The following is a 20,649-nucleotide window of genomic DNA, read 5'->3' on the forward strand; positions in this document are numbered from 1 at the left end:
AGGTCATGCGAAATGTTTTACCTGAGCCAGTTGGTTTTTGCCAGTTCGATCACTTCGTCACCGCGCCCGCTGATGATGGCGCGCAGCATGTAGAGGCTAAAACCTTTGGCCTGTTCCAGCTTGATCTGCGGCGGGATGGCCAGCTCCTCTTTAGCGACAACCACGTCCACCAGTACCGGACCGTCAATGGAGAAGGCGCGCTGCAGGGCTTCATCCACCTCGGAGGCTTTCTCCACGCGAATGCCGGTGATGCCGCACGCTTCGGCGATGCGGGCGAAGTTGGTGTCGTGTAGCTCTGTGCCGTCCGTCAGGTAGCCTCCGGCCTTCATCTCCATCGCCACGAAGCCCAGCACGCTGTTGTTGAAGACCACGATTTTCAGCGGGAGCTTCATCTGTACCACCGACAGGAAATCCCCCATCAGCATGCTGAACCCGCCGTCGCCGCACATCGCGACCACCTGACGCTCCGGTGCGGTGGCTTTTGCCCCCAGCGCCTGCGGCATGGCGTTCGCCATCGAGCCGTGGTTGAACGAGCCGAGCAGGCGACGTTTGCCGTTCATCTTCAGGTAGCGCGCCGCCCAGACCGTAGGCGTGCCGACGTCGCAGGTAAAAATAGCGTCGTCGTCAGCAAAATGGCTGATCTGCTGCGCCAGATACTGCGGGTGGATGGCTTTGTCGCTTGGTTTGGCAAGGTCGTCCAGCCCCTTGCGCGCGTCGCGGTAGTCGCTCAACGCCTTATCAAGGAACGTGCGGTCGGTTTTCTCTTCAAGCAGCGGCAGCAGGGCGGCAAGGGTGGATTTGATATCGCCCACCAGCGCCATATCCACCTTGCTGTGCGCGCCGATGCTGGCCGGGTTGATATCAATCTGAATGATTTTGGCATCCGTCGGGTAGAACGCGCGGTACGGGAACTGGGTGCCGAGCAGGACCAGCGTGTCGGCGTTCATCATGGTGTGGAAACCGCTGGAGAAACCGATCAGCCCGGTCATGCCTACATCAAAGGGGTTGTCGTACTCGACGTGCTCTTTGCCGCGCAGGGCATGTACGATGGGTGCTTTGAGCTTACCGGCGAACTCAAGTAACTCTTTATGCGCGCCCGCACAGCCGCTGCCGCACATCAGGGCGATGTTGCTGGAGTAGCGCAACAGCTGCGCCAGCTTTTTCAGCTCCTCTTCGGCTGGCGTCACCACCGGCTGTGGCGCGTGATACCAGTGGGTGCTGGCACCTTCCGGCGCGGCCTTAAGCGCCACGTCGCCGGGGATGACGACGACTGACACGCCGCGGTTCAGAACGGCCTTGCGCATGGCGATCGCCAGCACCTGTGGGATCTGCTCCGGGGATGAAACCAGCTCACAGTAGTGGCTGCATTCACGGAACAGCTCCTGCGGATGCGTCTCCTGGAAATAGCCGCTGCCGATTTCGGAAGAGGGGATATGGGCGGCAATCGCCAGCACCGGCACGTGGTTGCGATGGCAGTCGAACAGGCCGTTAATCAGATGCAGGTTTCCCGGCCCACAGGACCCGGCGCAGACGGCCAGCTCGCCCGTAAGCTGCGCCTCAGCACCTGCGGCAAAGGCGGCGACCTCTTCATGGCGAGTTGGCATCCATTCTATGGTTTTCATCTTATTCAGGCTGTCGCTGAGCCCGTTCAGGGAATCGCCCGTCACGCCCCAGATACGTTTTACGCCAGCCTGTTCGAGCGTTTTCGCAATATATGCAGCCACGGTTTGTTTCATGGTTGTCCGTCTCCTTTTTGTGATATCGCTTACAAGCTTAGAAGAAAGTCACTGTATTGCCTGCTGAGTACCCCTCAATTAAAGGTGGTTTTCCTGAGCAATTATTCGGCATACTCTGGTGAAGCTTAGGGTGAAAACAGGAATCATTTCAAATGGTTAAATCATTGTTAATTGCTGTTAATGAAAAGCTGTCATGCGACGATTTTGGCAAACTCTTGTTACGACTTGCCGTCGGCGGGCTGATGCTGTTTCACGGGTTGCATAAGCTTTTTGGCGGCGTGGGATTTATTAGCGGCATGCTGGTAGAAAAGGGATTGCCGGGTTTTATCGCTTATGGGGTGTTGATTGGCGAAGTGGTGGCTCCGGTTCTGATTATAGTCGGGCTCTTTACGCGTCCGGCCGCGCTGGTGCTGGCGTTTACGATGGTTGTGGCGTGGCTGATGGTGGGGACGGGGGAAACATTCGCTCTCGATAAGGTCGGCGCATGGGCGATTGAAAGCCTGGTGTACTTCTTTATTGGCGCGCTGGCTGTGGCATTTTTAGGGGCCGGGCGGTTTGCGGTTGGGAAAGGTCCGGCGTGGCGGTGAAGGTAGGTACTGATAAAAAAGGGTCTGTGAACCCTTTTTTATTGGTGGTTTTTAAGTATTTGATTTTATTGTGCTGAATGGTAAGTCGTGAAAAAAGGGTTTAAGGGGGATTTTTAGGGGAATTCTTTATCTGACAACGTGATAGGTGTAGATTGTTCCAGTTCACTGCCGTACAGGCAGCTTAGAAAGAGTGATGCTCAGGCCAAATTCTTTTTTGACCGTTCACTGCCGTACAGGCAGCTTAGAAAATTGTGAACGGCTCCGGCTGGTCTGAATCGCTGTTCACTGCCGTACAGGCAGCTTAGAAAGTCGAGGTCCAGCAATTACTGAGGAAGGGGAAGTTCACTGCCGTACAGGCAGCTTAGAAAAGCGATAGTCATTTCGGGCAAGAAAGCAGGCAGTTCACTGCCGTACAGGCAGCTTAGAAATTAAAGCCCCGCAGTTACTGGATTAAACAAGCGTTCACTGCCGTACAGGCAGCTTAGAAAATCACTGTGTCAATCATTGCGGCCTCGCTATCGTTCACTGCCATACAGGCAGCTTAGAAATCGCTGACTCCACGTATACCCGACTGAAAATTGTTCACTGCCGTACAGGCAGCTTAGAAAAGAACGCTACGTCGAGTTCATGGCCGACCCGGGTTCACTGCCGTACAGGCAGCTTAGAAATCCCGGCGGGCGAGAAGTTTCGCCCCGAAAGCGTTCACTGCCGTACAGGCAGCTTAGAAAGCAACGGTCGCACCTGCATCGCCAGCATGGGCGTTCACTGCCGTACAGGCAGCTTAGAAACATTCCAGTTTCAGGCTGTCCGGCACTTCAGAGTTCACTGCCGTACAGGCAGCTTAGAAAGCATACCCATCAATGACTGCTGCGGCGTAATCGTTCACTGCCGTACAGGCAGCTCAGAAAATCGTTCGTCTCCGCGAAGCTGATGAGCCTACGTTCACTGCCGTACAGGCAGCTTAGAAATATCGCGTCTCAGCAGTCATTCAGGGGCGCAAGTCACTGCCGAACAGGCAGCATGCACAACGTAGGTCGGGTAAACGCAGTGCCACCCGACAAAAAGCCCGGTGGCGCTAACGCTTACCGGGCCTACGATCGAACATTTATCGTTTATGCGAGGACCAAATCACCCTGCGGGTGACACGAGCATGCCAGCACGTAACCCTCGGCAATTTCCGCGTCGGTCAACGTCATGGTGCTGGTGACGCTGTACTTCCCGGAAACCACTTTCGTTTTACAGCAGCCGCATACGCCTGCGCGGCAGGCCGCGACTACCGGCACCTTGTTGCTTTCCAGCGCCTCCAGCAGCGTGGTGCCCACGCGGCCAAAGAAGGTCTGCGCGGGCTGCAGTTTGGTGAACTGAATCCCGCTGGTTGCCGCTTCTGCAACAGGCGTGAAGAACTGCTCTTTGAAGAAGCGGGTCACACCAAGCGCTTTCACTTCTTTCTCCACGATATCCATGTACGGCGCCGGGCCGCAGGTCATCACGGTACGGTTCGCCATATCCGGCACGCTTTGCAGCAGCTCGCGGCTCAGGCGACCGGGCACAAAACCGTGGGTCGCGTTGTGCTCCGCTACCAGCGTCACCGGATAATCACGCCACTCCTCGGCAAAAATCACATCCTCCGGAGAGCGCACGCTGAAAATAACGTGCACGTCGGCCTGCGGGCGGTTCTTCGCCAGCCAGCGACGCATCGACATAATCGGCGTTACGCCACAGCCCGCCGCCAGCAGCAGGAATTTATCGTCTGCCTTGTCGTCACAGGTGAAATCCCCCTGCGCGTCAGACAGCCAGATGTAATCCCCGCGCTTCACGTCACGGGTCAGCCACTGCGAGCCGGCACCGTCATCAATGCGGCGGATAGTGAGCGTAATGTACTCGCTCACGCCCGGCGTGGAGGAGAGCGTGTAGGCGCGCAGGGTGTCCGCGGAATTGCGGATGCTGACCAGCGCATACTGGCCCGCACGATACGGATAATAGTCGTGACAGAGCAGCGACAGCGTCCACACATCCGGCGTCTCCTGATGGATGTGATGAACCTGCATCCGCCACGGACATTGTGAGGTTGGCATGGTCATGAGTAACTCCTTACGCGCTCAGCAATTGCTTCATATCATCTTCAACGTTGGTCACGGAACGCAGACCGAATTTCTCGTTCAGTACCGCCAGCAGGTCCGGCGTCAGGAAGCCAGGCGCGGTCGGGCCGGTCACGATGTTGGTGACGCCGAGCGAGAGCAGGGTCAGCAGGATCACGATCGCTTTCTGCTCGAACCAGGAGAGCACCAGCGACAGCGGCAGGTCGTTGACGCCGCAGCCGAGTTTTTCCGCCAGCGTGACCGCCAGAATGATGGCCGAGTAAGCATCGTTACACTGGCCTGCATCGATGAGGCGCGGCAGACCTTCGATGTTGCCGAAATCCAGCTTGTTGAAACGGTATTTTCCGCACGCCAGGGTCAGGATCAGGCAGTCTTCCGGCACGCTGGTGGCGAAATCGGTGAAGTAGTTACGCTCGCCGCGCGCGCCGTCGCAGCCGCCAACGAGGAAGATGTGGCGAAGCTTTTCACGGCTGACGAGATCAATCAGTGAATCTGCAGCGCCCAGCAGGGTTTCACGACCGAAGCCGACGGTGATCAGGTGAGGGATCTCGCTGTACGGGAAGCCTGCCATCTGCTGCGCCTGGACAATCACCGGACCGAAATCGTCGCCTTCGAGGTGGCTCACGCCCGGCCAGCCGACGATGCTACGGGTCCAGATGCGGTCATCATACGCGCCGACAGTCGGGTCGATGATGCAGTTAGACGTCATCACAATCGGCCCAGGGAAGCGGGCAAATTCAACCTGCTGATTCTGCCAGCCGCTGCCGTAGTTACCGATCAGATGTTTGAATTTACGCAGCTCCGGGTAGCCGTGTGCGGGCAGCATTTCGCCGTGGGTATAGACGTTAACGCCGGTGCCTTCGGTCTGCTTCAGCAGATTGTAGAGATCTTTCAGGTCGTGGCCGGAGATGAGAATACATTTACCTTCAGTCGCTTTCACATTAACCTGCGTTGGCGTTGGATGACCGTAGGTGCTGGTTTCACCGGCATCCAGGATGCTCATCACTTTGAAGTTCATCTGGCCAATTTCCATTGAGCACTCAAGCAGCGCATTCATATCGGCAGGCCAGGTGCCCAGCCACGCCATGATTTTGTGGTACTGGGCGTAGATGTCGTTATCGTACTGGCCAAGAACGTACGCGTGTTCCATATAGGCCGCAGCGCCCTTCAGGCCGTACAGGCAGAGCAGGCGCAGGCCGAGAATGTTCTCGCCAATCGCCGCTTTGTCTTTATTGGGGGTGAAATCTGCCGCCTGACGCTGTAATTCACCCAGATCGTCGCTCACCAGCTGCAGTTCTGACATCGGGTTGTCCACACGGGCGCTGGCATCGGCATTCAGGCACTGCGCCTTTAGCGCTTCGCGCAGGGCAATCGCTTCGCGGGCATAGCCGACAATGCGCGGGGAATCAAAGTTGACGTTGGTCAGGGTGGAGAAGAAGGCGCGCGGGGCGAAGCTGTCGACGTAATGGTCGATAATACCGTATTCGCGGGCTTTGAAGGCCCATGCGGAAAGGCCTTGCAGGGCAGCGATCAGCAGGTCCTGCAGGTCTGATGTTTCTGCGGTTTTGCCGCACATACCCTGTGCGTAAGAGCAGCCGTTGCCTGCCGGGGTACGGATGGTTTGTTCACATTGCACACAAAACATAATCACACCTGTAAAAGTTATATTTAATATACATGTTTAAGATTATGCCTGTGGCAGAGTGGTGGAAAGGGCTTTCTGCTACAAAATAGAGGGATATTGATTTAGCGCAATTTTGGCGGCAGGAGCCCTACCGCCACAGAGGTATCAGGCAGAGAAAAACGCCATGAGAACGGGAACCAGCAGGCTCAAAATAAAACCGTGCACGATGGCGGCAGGCACCATCTCCAGCCCCCCGGAGCGTTGTAATACCGGTAGGGTGAAATCCATCGACGTGGCGCCGCACAGGCCCAGCGCGGTTGAGCGGCTGTGGCGAACCAGACCCGGGATCAGCATGATGGCAATCAGCTCGCGTGCCAGATCGTTAAAGAAGGCGGCGCTGCCGATCACCGGCCCGAACGATTCGGTCAGCAGAATACCGGAGAGGGAATACCAGCCGAATCCGGAGGCCATCGCCAGGCCGGTCTTCAGCGGCAGATCGAGAATAAAGGCATTGATGACCCCTGCCACCATTGAACTGGCGACAACAATAACGGCAACCATCATTCCCCGACGATTCAGGACAATCTGTTTCAGCGTCATGCCGTTATTTCGCAGTTGAATACCGATCAGGAACAACAGGAAGATCAGGGTATATTCGCTGGCTTCTGTCGCGTGCTGCAAAAATGCCCATCCGGTAAGACCCAGAAGAAAACCGAGCACCACCACGCCGCAGAGTTTTAATGACTCCAGTGCCATCGCAATTCGTGAAGGGAGTTTTTCCTGATGATGGTTATTTTTCCACGGAATAATGCGTTCCAGCCACAGCAGCGCGGCAATATTGCACAGCAAAATAACCACCACGGTGACCGCAGAATAATGCAGGATGGAAAGCAAATTCGTCGCCAGATTATCCAGAAAGGCCAGACTGATCCCCATAAAAAAGAGAATGACGTAAACAATCCAGCTGAGAAAACGGTTGATAAGCCGTAATGCGGATTCCTGATGCAGCGGGATAAGATAGCCCACAATCAGGGGCAGCAGAATAATGAGGAGTCCTGAGAACATGAACAGCCGGTCCTTTTGAGTATCTGTTAAGCGCCAGAGACACTACCCAATAAAGGCTGCTCAGTAAAGCGGCAAAATAAAGCCGGGTAGCGGCTGCGCCTTACCCGGCCTACAAAGTGCACACTCACGTAGGTCGGGTAAGCGTTAGCGCCACCCGACGTTACAGGCCGCACTTAATTAATCGCGTTTTTCCAGCAGAGTGCGGTACAGCACGCCGCCCAGAATACCGCCGATAATCGGCATCACCCAGAACAGCCACAGCTGCTCAAGTGCCCAGCCGCCCTGGAAAATGGCGACGGCAGTGCTGCGCGCCGGGTTAACGGAGGTGTTGGTGACCGGAATAGAAATCAGGTGGATCAGCGTCAGCGCCAGACCAATGGCGATTGGCGCGAAGCCTGCAGGCGCGTGTTTGTCGGTTGCGCCATGGATCACCAGCAGGAAGCCGGCGGTCAGCACAATTTCAATCACGATGGCAGACAGCATGGAGTAGCCGCCCGGAGAGTGTTCGCCGAAGCCGTTAGAGGCGAAGCCGCTGGCCGCCGCGTCGAACCCGGCTTTACCGCTGGCTATCACGTACAGAACGCCTGCCGCAATAATACCACCCACCACCTGCGCCACGATGTAGCCAATAACCTCTTTCGCCGGGAAACGGCCGCCCGCCCATAAACCTAATGTCACTGCCGGGTTAAAATGACCGCCGGAAATATGCCCCACGGCAAACGCCATGGTTAATACGGTTAAGCCAAACGCCAGCGCGACGCCAACAAAACCAATGCCTAATTCCGGAAAAGCTGCTGCCAGAACGGCACTACCGCAGCCACCAAATACCAGCCAGAATGTACCAAAGCATTCTGCTGCTAATTTTCTAAACATAACCACCTCAATAATAAATGACCGTGCGCTTTCCTGCGCGCGGGATATCGCCATAAAGGGATGACGACTCAAAGAGCCATTATTTTAGAAACCAACAACACCCCTTCGCCACTTAAATAAATTCGATTAATTTGATTTAAGGCAATGTGATGTCAATCCTTGTTCCAGTCAGCGGTAAATAGAGCATAGACCAATTCTTATAAGAATGAATGTTGTGCTGTCGTGACAAGATTCCTCCCGCTATACTGCTGATAACTTAAAGGAAAAAGTGATCATTTCGCGGGGGATTTATGCTTCTCGAACGTGCGGAAATTGTCGGATTTCGTGGTATTAACCGTCTGTCGCTGCAGCTGGAGCAGAACAACGTCCTGATCGGAGAAAACGCGTGGGGTAAGTCCAGCCTGCTGGATGCGCTGACGCTCCTGCTTTCACCCGAAGACGATTTGTATCACTTCGTTCACGATGATTTCTGGTTCCCGCCCGGCGACATCGCGGGCCGCGAAAAGCACCTGCACATTATCCTTACGTTCCGCGAATCCGAGCCCGGACGTCACCGCGTGCGTCGCTTCCGCCCGCTATCGCCCTGCTGGGTACCGTGCGACGACGGTTTCCACCGGATTTTCTATCGGCTGGAAGGCGAGATGACGGAGAACGAAGGGGTACTGACCCTGCGTGAATTTCTTGATGAGAAGGCCAGCCCGATCCCGCTCGACAACATCGACGATCTGGCACGCCATTTGATCCGTCTGACGCCAGTGTTACGCCTGCGCGATGCGCGTTTTATGCGCCGTATCCGTAACGGTACCGTACCGAATATGCCGGAGGTGGAAGTCACCGCCCGCGAGCTGGATTTCCTGGCGCGAGAGCTGGTGTCACGTCCGCAGAACCTCACCGATGGTCAGATTCGTCAGGGGCTGTCGGCGATGGTACAACTGCTGGAACACTATTTTTCCGAGCAGGGCACCTCGGCGTCGCGCCATCGTCTGATGCGCCGTCGTTCTCACGATGAACAACGCAGCTGGCGCTATCTCGACATCATCAACCGGATGATCGATCGGCCCGGTGGCCGTACCCATCGGGTGATTTTGCTGGGGCTGTTTTCAACGCTTCTGCAGGCGAAAGGTACCGTGCGTCTTGACCGGGATGCCCGCCCGCTGCTTCTGGTGGAAGATCCGGAAACGCGTCTGCACCCCATTATGCTCTCCGTGGCGTGGCACCTGCTGAATTTGCTGCCGCTCCAGCGGATTACCACCACCAATTCCGGTGAACTGTTATCGCTGACGCCGGTGGAGCACATCTGCCGTCTGGTGCGCGAGTCTGCGCGGGTTTCCGCGTACCGTCTCGGGCCCGGCGGGATGAACGCCGAAGACGGGCGGCGTATTGCGTTTCATATCCGCTTTAATCGCGCGTCGTCACTCTTTGCCCGCTGCTGGCTGCTGGTGGAGGGGGAAACGGAGACCTGGGTCATCAACGAGCTGGCGCGCCAGTGCGGCCATCATTTTGATGCTGAAGGCATTAAGGTGATCGAATTTGCCCAGTCGGGATTAAAACCGCTGATAAAATTTGCCCGGCGAATGGGAATTGAATGGCATGTGCTGGTGGACGGTGACGAGGCGGGGAAAAAATATGCCTCAACTGTGCGCAGCCTGCTGAACAACGAGCGGGAAGAAGAACGGGACCACTTAACGATGCTGCCGGCGATGGACATGGAGCACTTCATGTATCGTCAGGGTTTTGACGACGTATTCCACCGCATTGCGATGGTGCCGGTCGACGTCCCGATGAACATGCGGCGCGTGATCGCCAAAGCCATTCACCGCTCGTCGAAACCGGATTTAGCCATAGAAGTGGCGACGGAAGCGGGAAGGCGGGGCGTCGAGGCGGTTCCGACGCTGCTGCGCAAGATGTTCTCCCGCGTGCTGTGGCTGGCACGCGGAAGGGCGGATTAACGTTCGGTCGCCTGTTTCACCTGCTGAATCAGGCTGTCCAACAGCGCGTAGCGGCGACGGTATTCGGAACGTTTTTTGCTCGCGATCTCTTCCATCGGTTTACGCGGCATGGCAAGCGGCAGCATAAAGTGACCGCTTTCCAGTTTTTCCCCACCGAGTGAGCTCCAGAAGCTGTCGTAATCGGCCAGCAGTTTTCCCTCTTTTTTCTTGCGGTAGCGCCAGCTGCGATAAATATGGGTGGCATTACTGACGGCAACAATCTGTGCGACCGGGAAGGCGGCGCCGAGCGTCATGGCGGCTTCAACCAGCAGGCGTTTCGGGAACAGACCGTGGCAGGCTTTTGTCGCCTTCTGGATCAGTTCGTGGGGAACATGCGCTTTCGCCCCCTGCAAGCCGCCGATGAACAGCGTCGATTTTCCTTCAAGCTGGCAGAGCGTAAAGGTGATCTCCGCCAGCACCGTATTCTCACTGTCACAGAAAACGAGGGTGGCTTCTCCCTCTTTATCCAGGAACGCATCGGCACACAGACGGACGGTAAATTCCTGCTCATCTTTGCCGGTTAACGTCAGCAGCGTAACGCCCTGCGTCGAAAGATAGCCCTTCATCAGCGACGCGGGAAGCTGGCGGCTCATAGCCTGATAGTGCCAGTTCAGGGATTCCAGCGCGTGCTGGCGATCCATCTTCACCGTCAGCCAGGGACGGTGAAGCCGGCACGGCAAACCGGGCTGTACCTGCAACATCTGCATCAGACGCGGTTGTTTTGCCAGGCTCGTTAACAGGCGGGACGTACTTACGGGCGTCGCCAGTGAACGCAACATGAACTTACGACGATAAGCGGGGTTCTGCCACGCCAGCCCGGGTGCGATCTTCCCGGACGCCAGGTTTTTGAAAAGCTGCCAGCCGGATGTCGGCTGCGTCAGGTTTGAATAGGGTGTATCGACGATGGAAGACATGATAAATCCTGAGTCTTTTTGAATATCGCTATTTCAACAGGGGAAATATCAACGTCTTGTAAACAAATTACGGCGATTTCGGAGAACAGGGGTTTCGTTAAGGAGTCGTTTAGATAGAATCAACGTTTATTATTGCCAGAACATTTATTTGGAATATTTATGAACCTCAAGGGAAAACGCAGAACGCTGTTTCTGCTGCTGGCGCTGGTGATTTTAGTCGGTGGATTCTGGTTATGGCAGGTGCTTAACGCGCCAGTGCCGCAGTACCAGACGCTGATCGTTCGCCCGGGAGAACTGCAGCAAAACGTCCTTGCGACGGGCAAACTTGATGCGCTGCGTAAAGTTGACGTCGGCGCGCAGGTCAGCGGCCAGCTGAAAACGCTGTCGGTAGAGATTGGCGACAAGGTGAAAAAAGGCCAGCTGCTTGGCGTTATCGACCCTGAGCAGGCCGAGAACCAGATCCGAGAAGTGGAAGCCACGCTGATGGAGCTGCGCGCCCAGCGTGCACAGGCGCTGGCAGAGCGTAATCTCGCTCAGGTGACGCTGACTCGCCAGCAGGCGCTGGCGAAAACCCAGGCTATCTCAAAGCAGGATTTAGACACCGCCGCGACGGAGCTGGCGGTGAAACAGGCGCAGATTGGCACGATCGACGCGCAAATTAAACGTAATCAGGCCTCGCTGGATACGGCGAAAACCAACCTCGATTATACAAAAATCGTTGCGCCGATGGCCGGGGAAGTGACGCAAATCACCACGCTGCAGGGCCAGACGGTGATTGCCGCCCAGCAGGCGCCAAACATTCTGACGCTGGCGGACATGAGCACCATGCTGGTGAAAGCGCAGGTCTCCGAGGCAGACGTGATCCATCTTAAGCCGGGGCAGAACGCCTGGTTTACCGTACTCGGCGACCCGCAAACCCGCTACGAAGGCGTGCTGAAAGACATTCTGCCAACGCCGGAAAAGGTTAACGACGCCATTTTCTACTATGCACGCTTCGAAGTGCCAAACCCGAAAGGCGTGCTGCGCCTGGACATGACCGCGCAGGTGCATATCCAGCTGACCGGCGTGAAAAACGTGCTGACCGTTCCGCTCTCCGCGCTGGGTGAATCCACCGGGGACAATCGCTACAAGGTGAAAGTGCTGCGCAATGGTGAAACGCGCGAGCGCGAGGTGGTGATTGGCGCGCGCAACGACACCGACGTGGTGGTGGTGAAAGGGCTGGAAGAGGGCGAGGAGGTTGTTGTCAGTGAAAGCCTGCCCGGGGCCGCTAAATGACCGCGCTGCTTGAGCTGAAAGACATTCGTCGCAGCTATCCGTCCGGCGACGGCCCGGTGGAGGTGCTGAAAGGCATCTCGCTGCGCGTGGAAGCGGGCGAGATGGTGGCGATAGTTGGCGCGTCGGGTTCCGGTAAATCGACGCTGATGAACATTCTCGGCTGCCTGGATAAACCGACCAGCGGCACCTATCGGGTGGCCGGGACGGACGTCTCGACGCTGGACGGCGACGCGCTGGCGAAGCTGCGCCGGGAACATTTTGGCTTTATCTTCCAGCGCTACCACTTGCTCTCTCACCTGAGTGCGGCGCAGAACGTGGAAGTTCCTGCGGTGTATGCGGGCGTCGAGCGCAAGAAACGGCTTGAGCGCGCGAAGGCGCTGTTAACGCGTCTGGGGCTGGCGGAGCGGGTGGAGTACCAGCCGTCACAGCTTTCCGGCGGCCAGCAGCAGCGCGTGAGTATTGCCCGTGCGCTGATGAACGGCGGGCAGGTGATCCTCGCGGATGAACCGACCGGGGCGCTCGACAGCCACTCCGGCGAAGAGGTGATGGCGATCCTGCACCAGCTGCGCGATCAGGGCCACACGGTGATTATCGTCACCCACGATCCGCAGGTGGCAAAGCAGGCGGAACGCATTATTGAGATCCACGACGGCGAGCTGGTGAGCAACCCGCCGCCGCGTGAGTCCCGCGCGGCGGCACCAAAAGAGGCGCTACCGGCAGCAACCGGCTGGGGGCAGTTCTCCAGCGGCTTTCGTGAAGCGCTGACCATGGCCTGGCTGGCGATGGCGGCTAACAAAATGCGCACCCTGCTGACGATGCTCGGCATCATTATCGGTATTGCCTCGGTGGTGTCGATTGTGGTGGTGGGCGATGCGGCGAAGCAGCTGGTGCTGGCGGATATTCGCGCCATCGGGACCAACACCATTGACGTCTATCCCGGCAAAGATTTCGGCGACGACGAGCCGCAGTATCAGCAGGCGCTGAAGTATGACGATCTGGCGGCGATTCAGAAGCAGCCGTGGGTGAACTCCGCCACGCCTGCTGTCTCGCAAAACCTGCGTCTGCGCTACGGCAACATCGATGTGGCGGCCAGCGCCAACGGCGTGAGCGGCGATTACTTTAACGTCTACGGTATGACCTTCAGCGAAGGCGCCACTTTCAACGCCGAACAGCTCGCGGGCAGGGCGCAGGTGGTGGTGCTGGACGCCAACTCGCGCAGGCAGCTCTTTCCCAATAAAGTGAACGTGGTGGGTGAGGTGATTCTGGTCGGCAACATGCCAGCTACGGTCATCGGCGTGGCGGAAGAGAAGCAGTCGATGTTTGGCAGCAGTAAGATCCTGCGCGTCTGGCTGCCGTATACCACCATTTCCGGGCGGATCATGGGCCAGTCCTGGCTTAACTCCATCACCGTGCGCGTGAAGGAGGGCTACGACAGCGCGCTGGCGGAACAGCAGCTGGAACGGCTGTTAACGTTGCGCCACGGGAAGAAGGATTTCTTCACCTGGAATATGGACGGCCTCTTGAAAACGGCGGAAAAGACCACACGTACTCTTCAGCTGTTCCTGACGCTGGTGGCGGTGATCTCGCTGGTCGTCGGCGGTATCGGGGTGATGAACATCATGCTGGTGTCGGTGACCGAACGCACGAGAGAGATCGGCATCCGCATGGCGGTCGGAGCCAGAGCCAGCGACGTACTCCAGCAGTTTCTGATTGAGGCGGTGCTGGTGTGTCTGGTGGGCGGCGCGATGGGCATTGCCCTTTCGATGATGATCGCCTTTGCGCTCCAGCTCTTCTTACCCGGCTGGGAGATTGGCTTTTCGCCAGTGGCAATATTGACCGCTTTTCTCTGTTCAACGTTTACCGGTATTTTGTTTGGCTGGTTGCCCGCCCGCAACGCGGCGCGGCTGGATCCGGTGGATGCGCTGGCGCGGGAATAACCCGAAAATAAAAATGCCAGCCGATCGGGCTGGCATTTTGACTGCGTGATGTACACAATAAAACAGAGAGCTATGCAACCGTTTCTGCTTCAACGGGTACGATTAGGCTTGCATGATTGCCTTTTGGCCCCTGGTGTACATCGAACCGGACGGACTGCCCGGCTTTGAGCGTCCTGTAACCATCCATCTGAATGGTGGAATAGTGAGCGAAGATATCTTCGCCGCCGCCTTCGGGGCAGATGAAGCCAAACCCCTTGGCGTTGTTGAACCACTTAACAGTACCCATTTCCATGCTTCGACATCCTTCGTAAATCTTATAAATTAAGATGGAATGAACCGGTGGTGGAGTGGGGGCTGTTCAAAACCTCGCCATCTCACGCTTGTACAATTTAGAGAAACGAAAGAAGTCGTCAAGCGTTTGGCGCTGGAGTTGGGACAATAATCAACCAAAGTTTGAAGCAGTTAACGCTATTGCAACAGTTTGTGACAGACATCGCGGATGACAGTAATAGATGATTGTTATCTAACATCTGAGGTAGATTCAAAGTGGTTATGCAAAATGGGTAAGACCAACGACTGGCTGGATTTTGACCAGCTGGCGGAAGACAAAGTGCGTGACGCGCTAAAACCGCCATCTATGTATAAAGTTATGTTAATGAACGATGATTACACGCCGATGGAATTTGTTATTGACGTGCTACAAAAGTTCTTTTCTTATGATGTAGAACGTGCAACGCAACTGATGCTTACCGTTCATTATCGTGGCAAAGCTATCTGCGGCATTTTTACCGCCGAGGTGGCGGAAACCAAAGTGGCGATGGTGAACGACTATGCGAGGGAGAACGAGCATCCGTTGCTGTGTACGCTGGAAAAGGCCTGATAAGGCATAAAATTGGGGGAGGTGCCTATGCTCAATCAAGAACTGGAACTCAGTTTAAACATGGCTTTCGCCAGAGCGCGTGAGCACCGACATGAGTTTATGACCGTCGAGCATTTACTGCTCGCACTGCTTAGCAACCCATCTGCCCGCGAAGCGCTGGAAGCCTGCTCCGTGGATCTGGTGGCGCTGCGTCAGGAACTCGAAGCCTTCATCGAACAAACCACACCGGTGCTGCCTGCCAGTGAAGAGGAGCGCGACACGCAGCCGACGCTCAGCTTCCAGCGCGTGCTGCAGCGCGCGGTATTCCACGTCCAGTCTTCCGGACGTAGCGAAGTGACTGGCGCAAACGTCTTAGTCGCCATCTTCAGCGAGCAGGAGTCACAGGCTGCCTATCTGCTGCGCAAACACGAAGTCAGCCGCCTCGACGTGGTTAACTTTATTTCTCACGGAACGCGCAAAGACGAGCCTAACCAGGCATCGGATTCCAGCAACCAGGTCAATAACAATGAAGAGCAAGCAGGCGGGGAGGATCGTATGGAAAACTTCACCACCAACCTTAATCAGCTTGCTCGCGTTGGCGGCATCGACCCGCTGATTGGCCGCGATAAAGAGCTGGAGCGCGCGATTCAGGTGCTGTGCCGTCGCCGCAAGAATAACCCGCTGCTGGTGGGGGAGTCCGGCGTGGGTAAAACCGCGATTGCCGAAGGGCTTGCCTGGCGCATTGTGCAGGGCGACGTGCCGGAAGTGATTGCCGACTGCACCATCTACTCGCTGGATATCGGCTCGCTGCTGGCGGGCACGAAATACCGCGGTGATTTTGAAAAACGCTTCAAGGCGCTGTTGAAACAGCTGGAGCAGGACACCAACAGCATTCTGTTTATCGATGAGATCCATACCATCATCGGCGCAGGTGCGGCTTCCGGTGGCCAGGTGGATGCGGCAAACCTGATCAAACCGCTGCTTTCAAGCGGCAAGATCCGCGTGATGGGCTCCACGACGTACCAGGAGTTCAGCAACATCTTTGAGAAAGACCGCGCGCTGGCGCGTCGCTTCCAGAAAATCGACGTCACCGAGCCGTCCGTTGACGAAACGGTGCAGATCATCAACGGCCTGAAAACCAAGTACGAAGCGCACCACGATGTGCGTTATACCGCGAAAGCGGTACGTGCGGCGGTGGAGCTGGCGGTGAAATACATCAACGACCGTCATCTGCCGGATAAGGCGATTGACGTGATTGATGAGGCAGGGGCGCGTGCGCGTCTGATGCCAGCCAGCAAGCGTAAGAAAACCGTTAACGTGGCGGATATTGAGTCCGTGGTGGCCCGCATCGCGCGTATCCCAGAGAAGAGCGTTTCTCAGAGTGACCGCGACACGCTGCGCACCCTTGGCAATCGCCTGAAAATGCTGGTCTTTGGTCAGGATAAAGCCATTGAGGCCTTAACCGAAGCGATCAAGATGGCCCGTGCCGGACTGGGGCATGACCACAAGCCTGTCGGTTCCTTCCTGTTCGCTGGCCCAACCGGCGTGGGGAAAACCGAGGTGACGGTTCAGCTCTCCAAAGCGCTGGGCATTGAGCTGCTGCGTTTTGATATGTCCGAGTACATGGAGCGCCACACCGTCAGCCGTTTGATTGGTGCGCCGCCGGGCTACGTGGGCTTTGACCAGGGCGGCCTGCTCACTGACGCGGTGATCAAGCATCCACACGCGGTACTGCTGCTCGATGAAATCGAGAAAGCGCACCCGGACGTGTTCAACATCCTGCTGCAGGTGATGGACAACGGGACGCTGACCGACAACAACGGGCGCAAGGCGGACTTCCGCAACGTGGTGCTGGTGATGACCACCAACGCCGGGGTGCGTGAAACCGAGCGTAAATCCATCGGTCTGATCCACCAGGATAACAGCACCGATGCGATGGAGGAGATCAAGAAGATCTTCACGCCGGAGTTCCGTAACCGTCTGGACAACATTATCTGGTTCGATCATCTGTCTACCGAGGTGATCCATCAGGTGGTGGATAAGTTCATCGTCGAGCTGCAGGTTCAGCTGGATCAGAAAGGCGTGTCGCTGGAAGTGAGCCAGGAGGCCCGCAACTGGCTGGCCGAGAAAGGCTACGACCGTGCGATGGGTGCCCGTCCGATGGCGCGTGTGATTCAGGACAACCTGAAGAAACCGCTGGCGAACGAGCTGCTGTTTGGCTCGCTGGTGGACGGCGGCCAGGTGACCGTGGCGCTGGACCAGGCGAAGAACGAGCTGACGTACGATTTCCAGAGTGCGGCGAAGCACAAGCCGGAAGCGGCTCACTAAGCTGAACGTTAGGGTAAAAAACCGGGCAGAAGCCCGGTTTTTTTATGCGTGCTTTTCTCCCTCTCCCCATGGGCTGAGGGTTCCCTACAAATTAAAGCGAGCAGTGAACTGTTCCCTCGCCCCTTTGGGGTGTACGGTCCGGGGACATAGTGAACACTTGTTCGGGGACATGGTAGACACTTACAACTGATGCATAAGAACCCGTTTATGGAGTCGCTTATGCCCTGGGATGCGAGAGATACCATGTCATTACGTACCGAGTTTGTTTTGTTCGCCTCGCAGGACGGGGCGAACATCCGTTTCCTCTGCCGTCAGTACGGCATTTCTCCTGCCACCGGCTACAAGTGGCTTCAGCGCTGGGTTCAGGAAGGCGTATCCGGCCTTCAGGACCGCTCCCGCGCACCTCATCACTCCCCGAACCGCTCGTCAGACGACACCACGGCCCTGCTGCGCATGGCGCATGACCGTCATGAACGCTGGGGCGCACGCAAGATTAAGCGCTGGCTCGAGGACCAGGGGCACACCATGCCCGCCTTCAGCACCGTCCATCACCTGATGGCCCGTCATGGCCTGCTGCCGGGCGTTTCACCGGGCATTCCGGCCACGGGACGCTTCGAACACGACGCGCCGAACCGCCTCTGGCAGATGGATTTTAAGGGCCACTTTCCCTTTGGCGGTGGCCGCTGCCATCCGCTCACCCTGCTGGACGACCACTCCCGTTTTTCCCTGTGCCTGGCGCCCTGTACCGATGAACGGCGTGAGACCGTGCAGCAGCAGCTGGTCAGCGTGTTTGAACGCTACGGCCTGCCGGACCGGATGACGATGGACAACGGCTCACCGTGGGGCGACACCACCGGTACCTGGACGGCGCTGGAGCTGTGGCTGATGCGCCACGGTATCCGGGTGGGGCATTCCCGGCCTTACCATCCGCAGACGCAGGGCAAGCTGGAGCGTTTTCACCGCAGCCTGAAGTCGGAAGTGCTGCAGGGAAAATGGTTCGCGGACAGCGGAGAGCTGCAGCGCGCCTTCGACCACTGGCGGACGGTCTACAACCTTGAACGCCCGCATGAGGGGCTGGATATGGCGGTACCGGCCTCGCGGTATCAGCCGTCTGCCCGGCAGTACAGCGGGAGCGTAACGCCGCCGGAATATGATGAAGGCGTGATGGTCAGGAAAGTGGATATCAGCGGAAAGCTGAGCGTGAAAGGGGTAAGCCTGAGTGCAGGCAAGGCGTTCAGGGGAGAACGGGTGGGGCTGAAGGAGACGCAGGAAGACGGCAGCTATGAAGTGTGGTGGTACAGCACGAAAGTGGGGGTGATCGACCTGAAGAAAAAGTCGATCACCATGGGTAAAGGATGTTAAAAAGTGTTCACCATGTCCCCGAACACCTGTCTACCATGTCCCCGGACCGTACAGGGGAGAGGGTTAGGGTGAGGGGAACAGGCCGCAGAGGAATTTTGCGAGGCGCTTTCCAGTTTCCTTCGAAGCCAGTTGCTGGATAAATCCACAGTAATGAAATGGCGACGCACCTGCAAAATCAGGTATCGGGATTGGCGTCCTGAAAGTGTGTGCGCAGACAATCTTACGTGCATAAAGGATCACCTATGACTGATATTAATAGCTTCGCCCAACTCTACACCGAACTCTCCCTCAACCCCGATCTCCCAACCCTCGCAGAGCGCTGCAAACTGCTCACCGAAATCCTCCTCGACTGCAAATCACTCCCACAAACGCAGCCCGTTTGCCGTTGTCTCGGAGCTTACCTGGAAGAGGTGAAATCCGGCCTCACAGAATCCATGCGTGATTTTCAGGTGGTGGAATTTGAGGACGAAGCGGAACAACCGCGACAAAAAGAGTGGCTGCTGGAAGATACAGAAACGAAATGCGACTATTGCCGGGCGTTAAACCATGTGCTGCTGGTATCGCATTTTGACCGCGATATGTTGCCGCACCTGACGGGGCTGCTTCATGACATGGCTCATTCTATGGTGGAGGATTTAATCACTCCTGTACAGCCGTGGATCACAATACATCTACCGGTACAGCCGCACTAAGCCATAAATAAAAAAGGCCGGGATTATCCCGACCTTTTAAATATTCATCTGCCATTACAGGCGAAAACAATTAGCGACTACGGAAGACAATGCGGCCTTTGCTCAGGTCGTACGGGGTCAGTTCAACAGTCACTTTGTCGCCCGTCAAAATGCGGATGTAGTTTTTGCGCATTTTACCGGAGATGTGCGCAGTTACCACGTGACCGTTTTCCAGCTCTACGCGAAACATGGTATTAGGCAACGTATCAAGTACGGTACCCTGCATTTCAATATTGTCTTCTTTGGCCATCTAATCCTCTGGGGTATCACTACCAAGTTTTGAACCGGCAAGATAATGCCGAAATTCATCAATTAAGTAAAGAATTGCGCGATTAAAACGCAGCAAAACAGTTTCGGCGCATTGCCCAAGCGTCACGGTACAACCGAACAGGAAGCGCATTCGTAAAGGGGAGACGACAGGATAAACGTCAGGACGTTATCTGAAGCGAGGGTCCCAAACGGCGGCGGGGCAACAGGCAGAAGCTACTCTGCGGCATAATTATAACACCCTCACAAAAAATATGCGGAAAACATTTAGGTATTGGGCATAAAGAGCGTTCTGGGGATCCAGAAGTCGCGCGGGAGCTTCTCCTGACGGCAGGCATCAAGATGCTCGATATACTGACGTCGCGGGATATCCACGGCACCAAGGGAGGCCGTATGTTCATTAAGGACCTGGCAATCGATCAGGCGTCCTCCGCGTTGAGCAAACGTCCGGGAGAAGACCAGCAGCGCGGTTTTCGAGGCGTTAACCGCGCGGGAGAACATCGACTCGCCGCAAAACAGCGTTCCTTGCGCCACGCCGTACATCCCGCCCACCAGCTCACCCTTTTCCCAAACCTCAATAGAGTGGGCGTAGCCAAGCTCATGGAGCTGGTGATAGGCGTTGATAATATCGCGAGTGATCCACGTTCCCTCGTGACGGTCTTCGGCACAGCCCTCGATCACCTGCCCAAAGGCGTGATTCAGCGTGACGCGATATGGGGATTTAGCATGGAAACGCTTCATGCTGCGGCTGAGATGGAACTGCGCTGGCCACAGCACGGCGCGCGGGTCGGGAGACCACCATAAAATCGGGTCGCCGGGAGAAAACCACGGGAAGATACCGCGCTGGTACGCCATCAATAGCCGCGCAGGGCTAAGGTCACCGCCAAGGGCCAGCAGCCCGTTGGGCTCACGCAGTGCGCCCTCCGGCGAAGGGAACGCGATGTTATGACGAGAAAGCTGGACCAGGCGCATGACAGCAAAACTCCAGTACGCGAGTGAGGACG

General features: G+C 56.6%; 17 protein-coding genes and 1 CRISPR repeat array. Of the genes, 8 read left to right on the forward strand and 9 right to left on the reverse strand.

Going from position 1 to position 20,649, the window contains the following annotated elements; translation table 11 throughout:
- Positions 1–17: 17 nt before the first annotated feature.
- On the reverse strand, positions 18–1,736 hold the full coding sequence (gene poxB / locus MX657_RS07740) for a ubiquinone-dependent pyruvate dehydrogenase (protein WP_119914981.1): 1,719 nt from the start codon (positions 1,734–1,736) through the stop codon (positions 18–20).
- 152 nt (positions 1,737–1,888) lie between these two features.
- Between poxB and MX657_RS07745 the strand changes: the two genes are divergently transcribed.
- The gene (locus tag MX657_RS07745; RefSeq protein ID WP_218728805.1) at positions 1,889–2,323 is read left to right on the forward strand and encodes a DoxX family protein; all 435 of its coding nucleotides are present in this window, start codon (positions 1,889–1,891) and stop codon (positions 2,321–2,323) included.
- A gap of 160 nt (positions 2,324–2,483) precedes the next feature.
- Positions 2,484–3,291: direct repeats of the CRISPR family, unit length 28 nt; unit sequence GTTCACTGCCGTACAGGCAGCTTAGAAA.
- A gap of 144 nt (positions 3,292–3,435) precedes the next feature.
- On the opposite strand, the gene hcr is transcribed toward MX657_RS07745, so the two are convergent.
- From hcr to aqpZ, 4 genes are all read right to left on the reverse strand, one after another.
- The gene (gene hcr / locus MX657_RS07750) at positions 3,436–4,404 is read right to left on the reverse strand and encodes an NADH oxidoreductase (protein ID WP_346807952.1); all 969 of its coding nucleotides are present in this window, start codon (positions 4,402–4,404) and stop codon (positions 3,436–3,438) included.
- 10 nt (positions 4,405–4,414) lie between these two features.
- Positions 4,415–6,067, reverse strand: a complete 1,653-nt coding sequence (hcp, locus tag MX657_RS07755; RefSeq protein WP_346807953.1) for a hydroxylamine reductase — start codon at positions 6,065–6,067, stop codon at positions 4,415–4,417.
- A 144-nt stretch (positions 6,068–6,211) separates the two neighbouring features.
- Positions 6,212–7,111: a lysine exporter LysO family protein gene (locus MX657_RS07760; RefSeq protein ID WP_346807955.1), complete on the reverse strand. Its 900-nt coding sequence runs from the start codon at positions 7,109–7,111 to the stop codon at positions 6,212–6,214.
- A gap of 177 nt (positions 7,112–7,288) precedes the next feature.
- Positions 7,289–7,984: an aquaporin Z gene (gene aqpZ, locus MX657_RS07765; RefSeq protein WP_008499998.1), complete on the reverse strand. Its 696-nt coding sequence runs from the start codon at positions 7,982–7,984 to the stop codon at positions 7,289–7,291.
- 290 nt (positions 7,985–8,274) lie between these two features.
- On the opposite strand from aqpZ, the gene MX657_RS07770 reads away from it, so the two are divergent.
- On the forward strand, positions 8,275–9,933 hold the full coding sequence (locus tag MX657_RS07770; protein WP_252001282.1) for an ATP-dependent endonuclease: 1,659 nt from the start codon (positions 8,275–8,277) through the stop codon (positions 9,931–9,933).
- On the opposite strand, the gene MX657_RS07775 is transcribed toward MX657_RS07770, so the two are convergent.
- Positions 9,930–10,886, reverse strand: coding sequence for a VirK/YbjX family protein (locus MX657_RS07775; protein WP_333016286.1), 957 nt, complete (start codon positions 10,884–10,886; stop codon positions 9,930–9,932). The two genes, MX657_RS07770 and MX657_RS07775, sit on opposite strands and share 4 nt — an antisense overlap.
- Before the next feature lie 159 nt (positions 10,887–11,045).
- Between MX657_RS07775 and macA the strand changes: the two genes are divergently transcribed.
- Both macA and macB read left to right on the forward strand, forming a co-directional pair.
- Positions 11,046–12,161 carry a macrolide transporter subunit MacA gene (gene macA / locus MX657_RS07780; RefSeq protein ID WP_346807958.1) on the forward strand — a complete coding sequence of 372 codons (1,116 nt, stop codon included), beginning with the start codon at positions 11,046–11,048 and terminating at the stop codon, positions 12,159–12,161.
- Complete coding sequence (gene macB / locus MX657_RS07785; protein WP_252001284.1) at positions 12,158–14,098, forward strand: macrolide ABC transporter ATP-binding protein/permease MacB; 1,941 nt, start codon at positions 12,158–12,160, stop codon at positions 14,096–14,098. The genes macA and macB overlap by 4 nt, the downstream gene beginning before the upstream one ends.
- Before the next feature lie 70 nt (positions 14,099–14,168).
- Here macB and cspD read toward each other — a convergent pair whose 3' ends face one another.
- Positions 14,169–14,390, reverse strand: a complete 222-nt coding sequence (gene cspD, locus MX657_RS07790) for a cold shock-like protein CspD (protein ID WP_006809408.1) — start codon at positions 14,388–14,390, stop codon at positions 14,169–14,171.
- 267 nt (positions 14,391–14,657) lie between these two features.
- Between cspD and clpS the strand changes: the two genes are divergently transcribed.
- The 4 genes from clpS (at position 14,658) to MX657_RS07810 (ending at position 19,339) form a co-directional block, all read left to right on the forward strand.
- Positions 14,658–14,978: an ATP-dependent Clp protease adapter ClpS gene (clpS, locus tag MX657_RS07795; protein ID WP_006174393.1), complete on the forward strand. Its 321-nt coding sequence runs from the start codon at positions 14,658–14,660 to the stop codon at positions 14,976–14,978.
- A gap of 27 nt (positions 14,979–15,005) precedes the next feature.
- Positions 15,006–17,285, forward strand: coding sequence for an ATP-dependent Clp protease ATP-binding subunit ClpA (gene clpA / locus MX657_RS07800; protein WP_028012550.1), 2,280 nt, complete (start codon positions 15,006–15,008; stop codon positions 17,283–17,285).
- A 219-nt stretch (positions 17,286–17,504) separates the two neighbouring features.
- Positions 17,505–18,647: an IS481 family transposase gene (locus MX657_RS07805; protein ID WP_429844099.1), complete on the forward strand. Its 1,143-nt coding sequence runs from the start codon at positions 17,505–17,507 to the stop codon at positions 18,645–18,647.
- Between the two features lie 242 nt (positions 18,648–18,889).
- Positions 18,890–19,339 (forward strand): hypothetical protein, encoded by a 450-nt coding sequence (locus tag MX657_RS07810; protein ID WP_218728810.1) that lies wholly within the window; start codon positions 18,890–18,892, stop codon positions 19,337–19,339.
- Between the two features lie 70 nt (positions 19,340–19,409).
- On the opposite strand, the gene infA is transcribed toward MX657_RS07810, so the two are convergent.
- Both infA and aat read right to left on the reverse strand, forming a co-directional pair.
- Positions 19,410–19,628, reverse strand: a complete 219-nt coding sequence (gene infA / locus MX657_RS07815; RefSeq protein WP_002211347.1) for a translation initiation factor IF-1 — start codon at positions 19,626–19,628, stop codon at positions 19,410–19,412.
- 284 nt (positions 19,629–19,912) lie between these two features.
- Positions 19,913–20,617 (reverse strand): leucyl/phenylalanyl-tRNA--protein transferase, encoded by a 705-nt coding sequence (gene aat / locus MX657_RS07820; protein ID WP_346807964.1) that lies wholly within the window; start codon positions 20,615–20,617, stop codon positions 19,913–19,915.
- Positions 20,618–20,649 lie beyond the last annotated feature (32 nt).

Origin of the sequence: Enterobacter chuandaensis (assembly GCF_039718975.1) — a bacterium.
Lineage (GTDB): Bacteria > Pseudomonadota > Gammaproteobacteria > Enterobacterales > Enterobacteriaceae > Enterobacter > Enterobacter chuandaensis.

Excerpts from the sequence above, each read along its gene's own strand:
- poxB (WP_119914981.1), bottom strand. The coding sequence starts at position 1,736 with ATGAAACAAACCGTGGCTGCATATATTGCGAAAACGCTCGAACAGGCT.
- MX657_RS07745 (WP_218728805.1), top strand. The coding sequence starts at position 1,889 with ATGGTTAAATCATTGTTAATTGCTGTTAATGAAAAGCTGTCATGCGAC.
- hcr (WP_346807952.1), bottom strand. The coding sequence starts at position 4,404 with ATGACCATGCCAACCTCACAATGTCCGTGGCGGATGCAGGTTCATCAC.
- hcp (WP_346807953.1), bottom strand. The coding sequence starts at position 6,067 with ATGTTTTGTGTGCAATGTGAACAAACCATCCGTACCCCGGCAGGCAAC.
- MX657_RS07760 (WP_346807955.1), bottom strand. The coding sequence starts at position 7,111 with ATGTTCTCAGGACTCCTCATTATTCTGCTGCCCCTGATTGTGGGCTAT.
- aqpZ (WP_008499998.1), bottom strand. The coding sequence starts at position 7,984 with ATGTTTAGAAAATTAGCAGCAGAATGCTTTGGTACATTCTGGCTGGTA.
- MX657_RS07770 (WP_252001282.1), top strand. The coding sequence starts at position 8,275 with ATGCTTCTCGAACGTGCGGAAATTGTCGGATTTCGTGGTATTAACCGT.
- MX657_RS07775 (WP_333016286.1), bottom strand. The coding sequence starts at position 10,886 with ATGTCTTCCATCGTCGATACACCCTATTCAAACCTGACGCAGCCGACA.
- macA (WP_346807958.1), top strand. The coding sequence starts at position 11,046 with ATGAACCTCAAGGGAAAACGCAGAACGCTGTTTCTGCTGCTGGCGCTG.
- macB (WP_252001284.1), top strand. The coding sequence starts at position 12,158 with ATGACCGCGCTGCTTGAGCTGAAAGACATTCGTCGCAGCTATCCGTCC.
- cspD (WP_006809408.1), bottom strand. The coding sequence starts at position 14,390 with ATGGAAATGGGTACTGTTAAGTGGTTCAACAACGCCAAGGGGTTTGGC.
- clpS (WP_006174393.1), top strand. The coding sequence starts at position 14,658 with ATGGGTAAGACCAACGACTGGCTGGATTTTGACCAGCTGGCGGAAGAC.
- clpA (WP_028012550.1), top strand. The coding sequence starts at position 15,006 with ATGCTCAATCAAGAACTGGAACTCAGTTTAAACATGGCTTTCGCCAGA.
- MX657_RS07805 (WP_429844099.1), top strand. The coding sequence starts at position 17,505 with ATGCCCTGGGATGCGAGAGATACCATGTCATTACGTACCGAGTTTGTT.
- MX657_RS07810 (WP_218728810.1), top strand. The coding sequence starts at position 18,890 with ATGACTGATATTAATAGCTTCGCCCAACTCTACACCGAACTCTCCCTC.
- infA (WP_002211347.1), bottom strand. The coding sequence starts at position 19,628 with ATGGCCAAAGAAGACAATATTGAAATGCAGGGTACCGTACTTGATACG.
- aat (WP_346807964.1), bottom strand. The coding sequence starts at position 20,617 with ATGCGCCTGGTCCAGCTTTCTCGTCATAACATCGCGTTCCCTTCGCCG.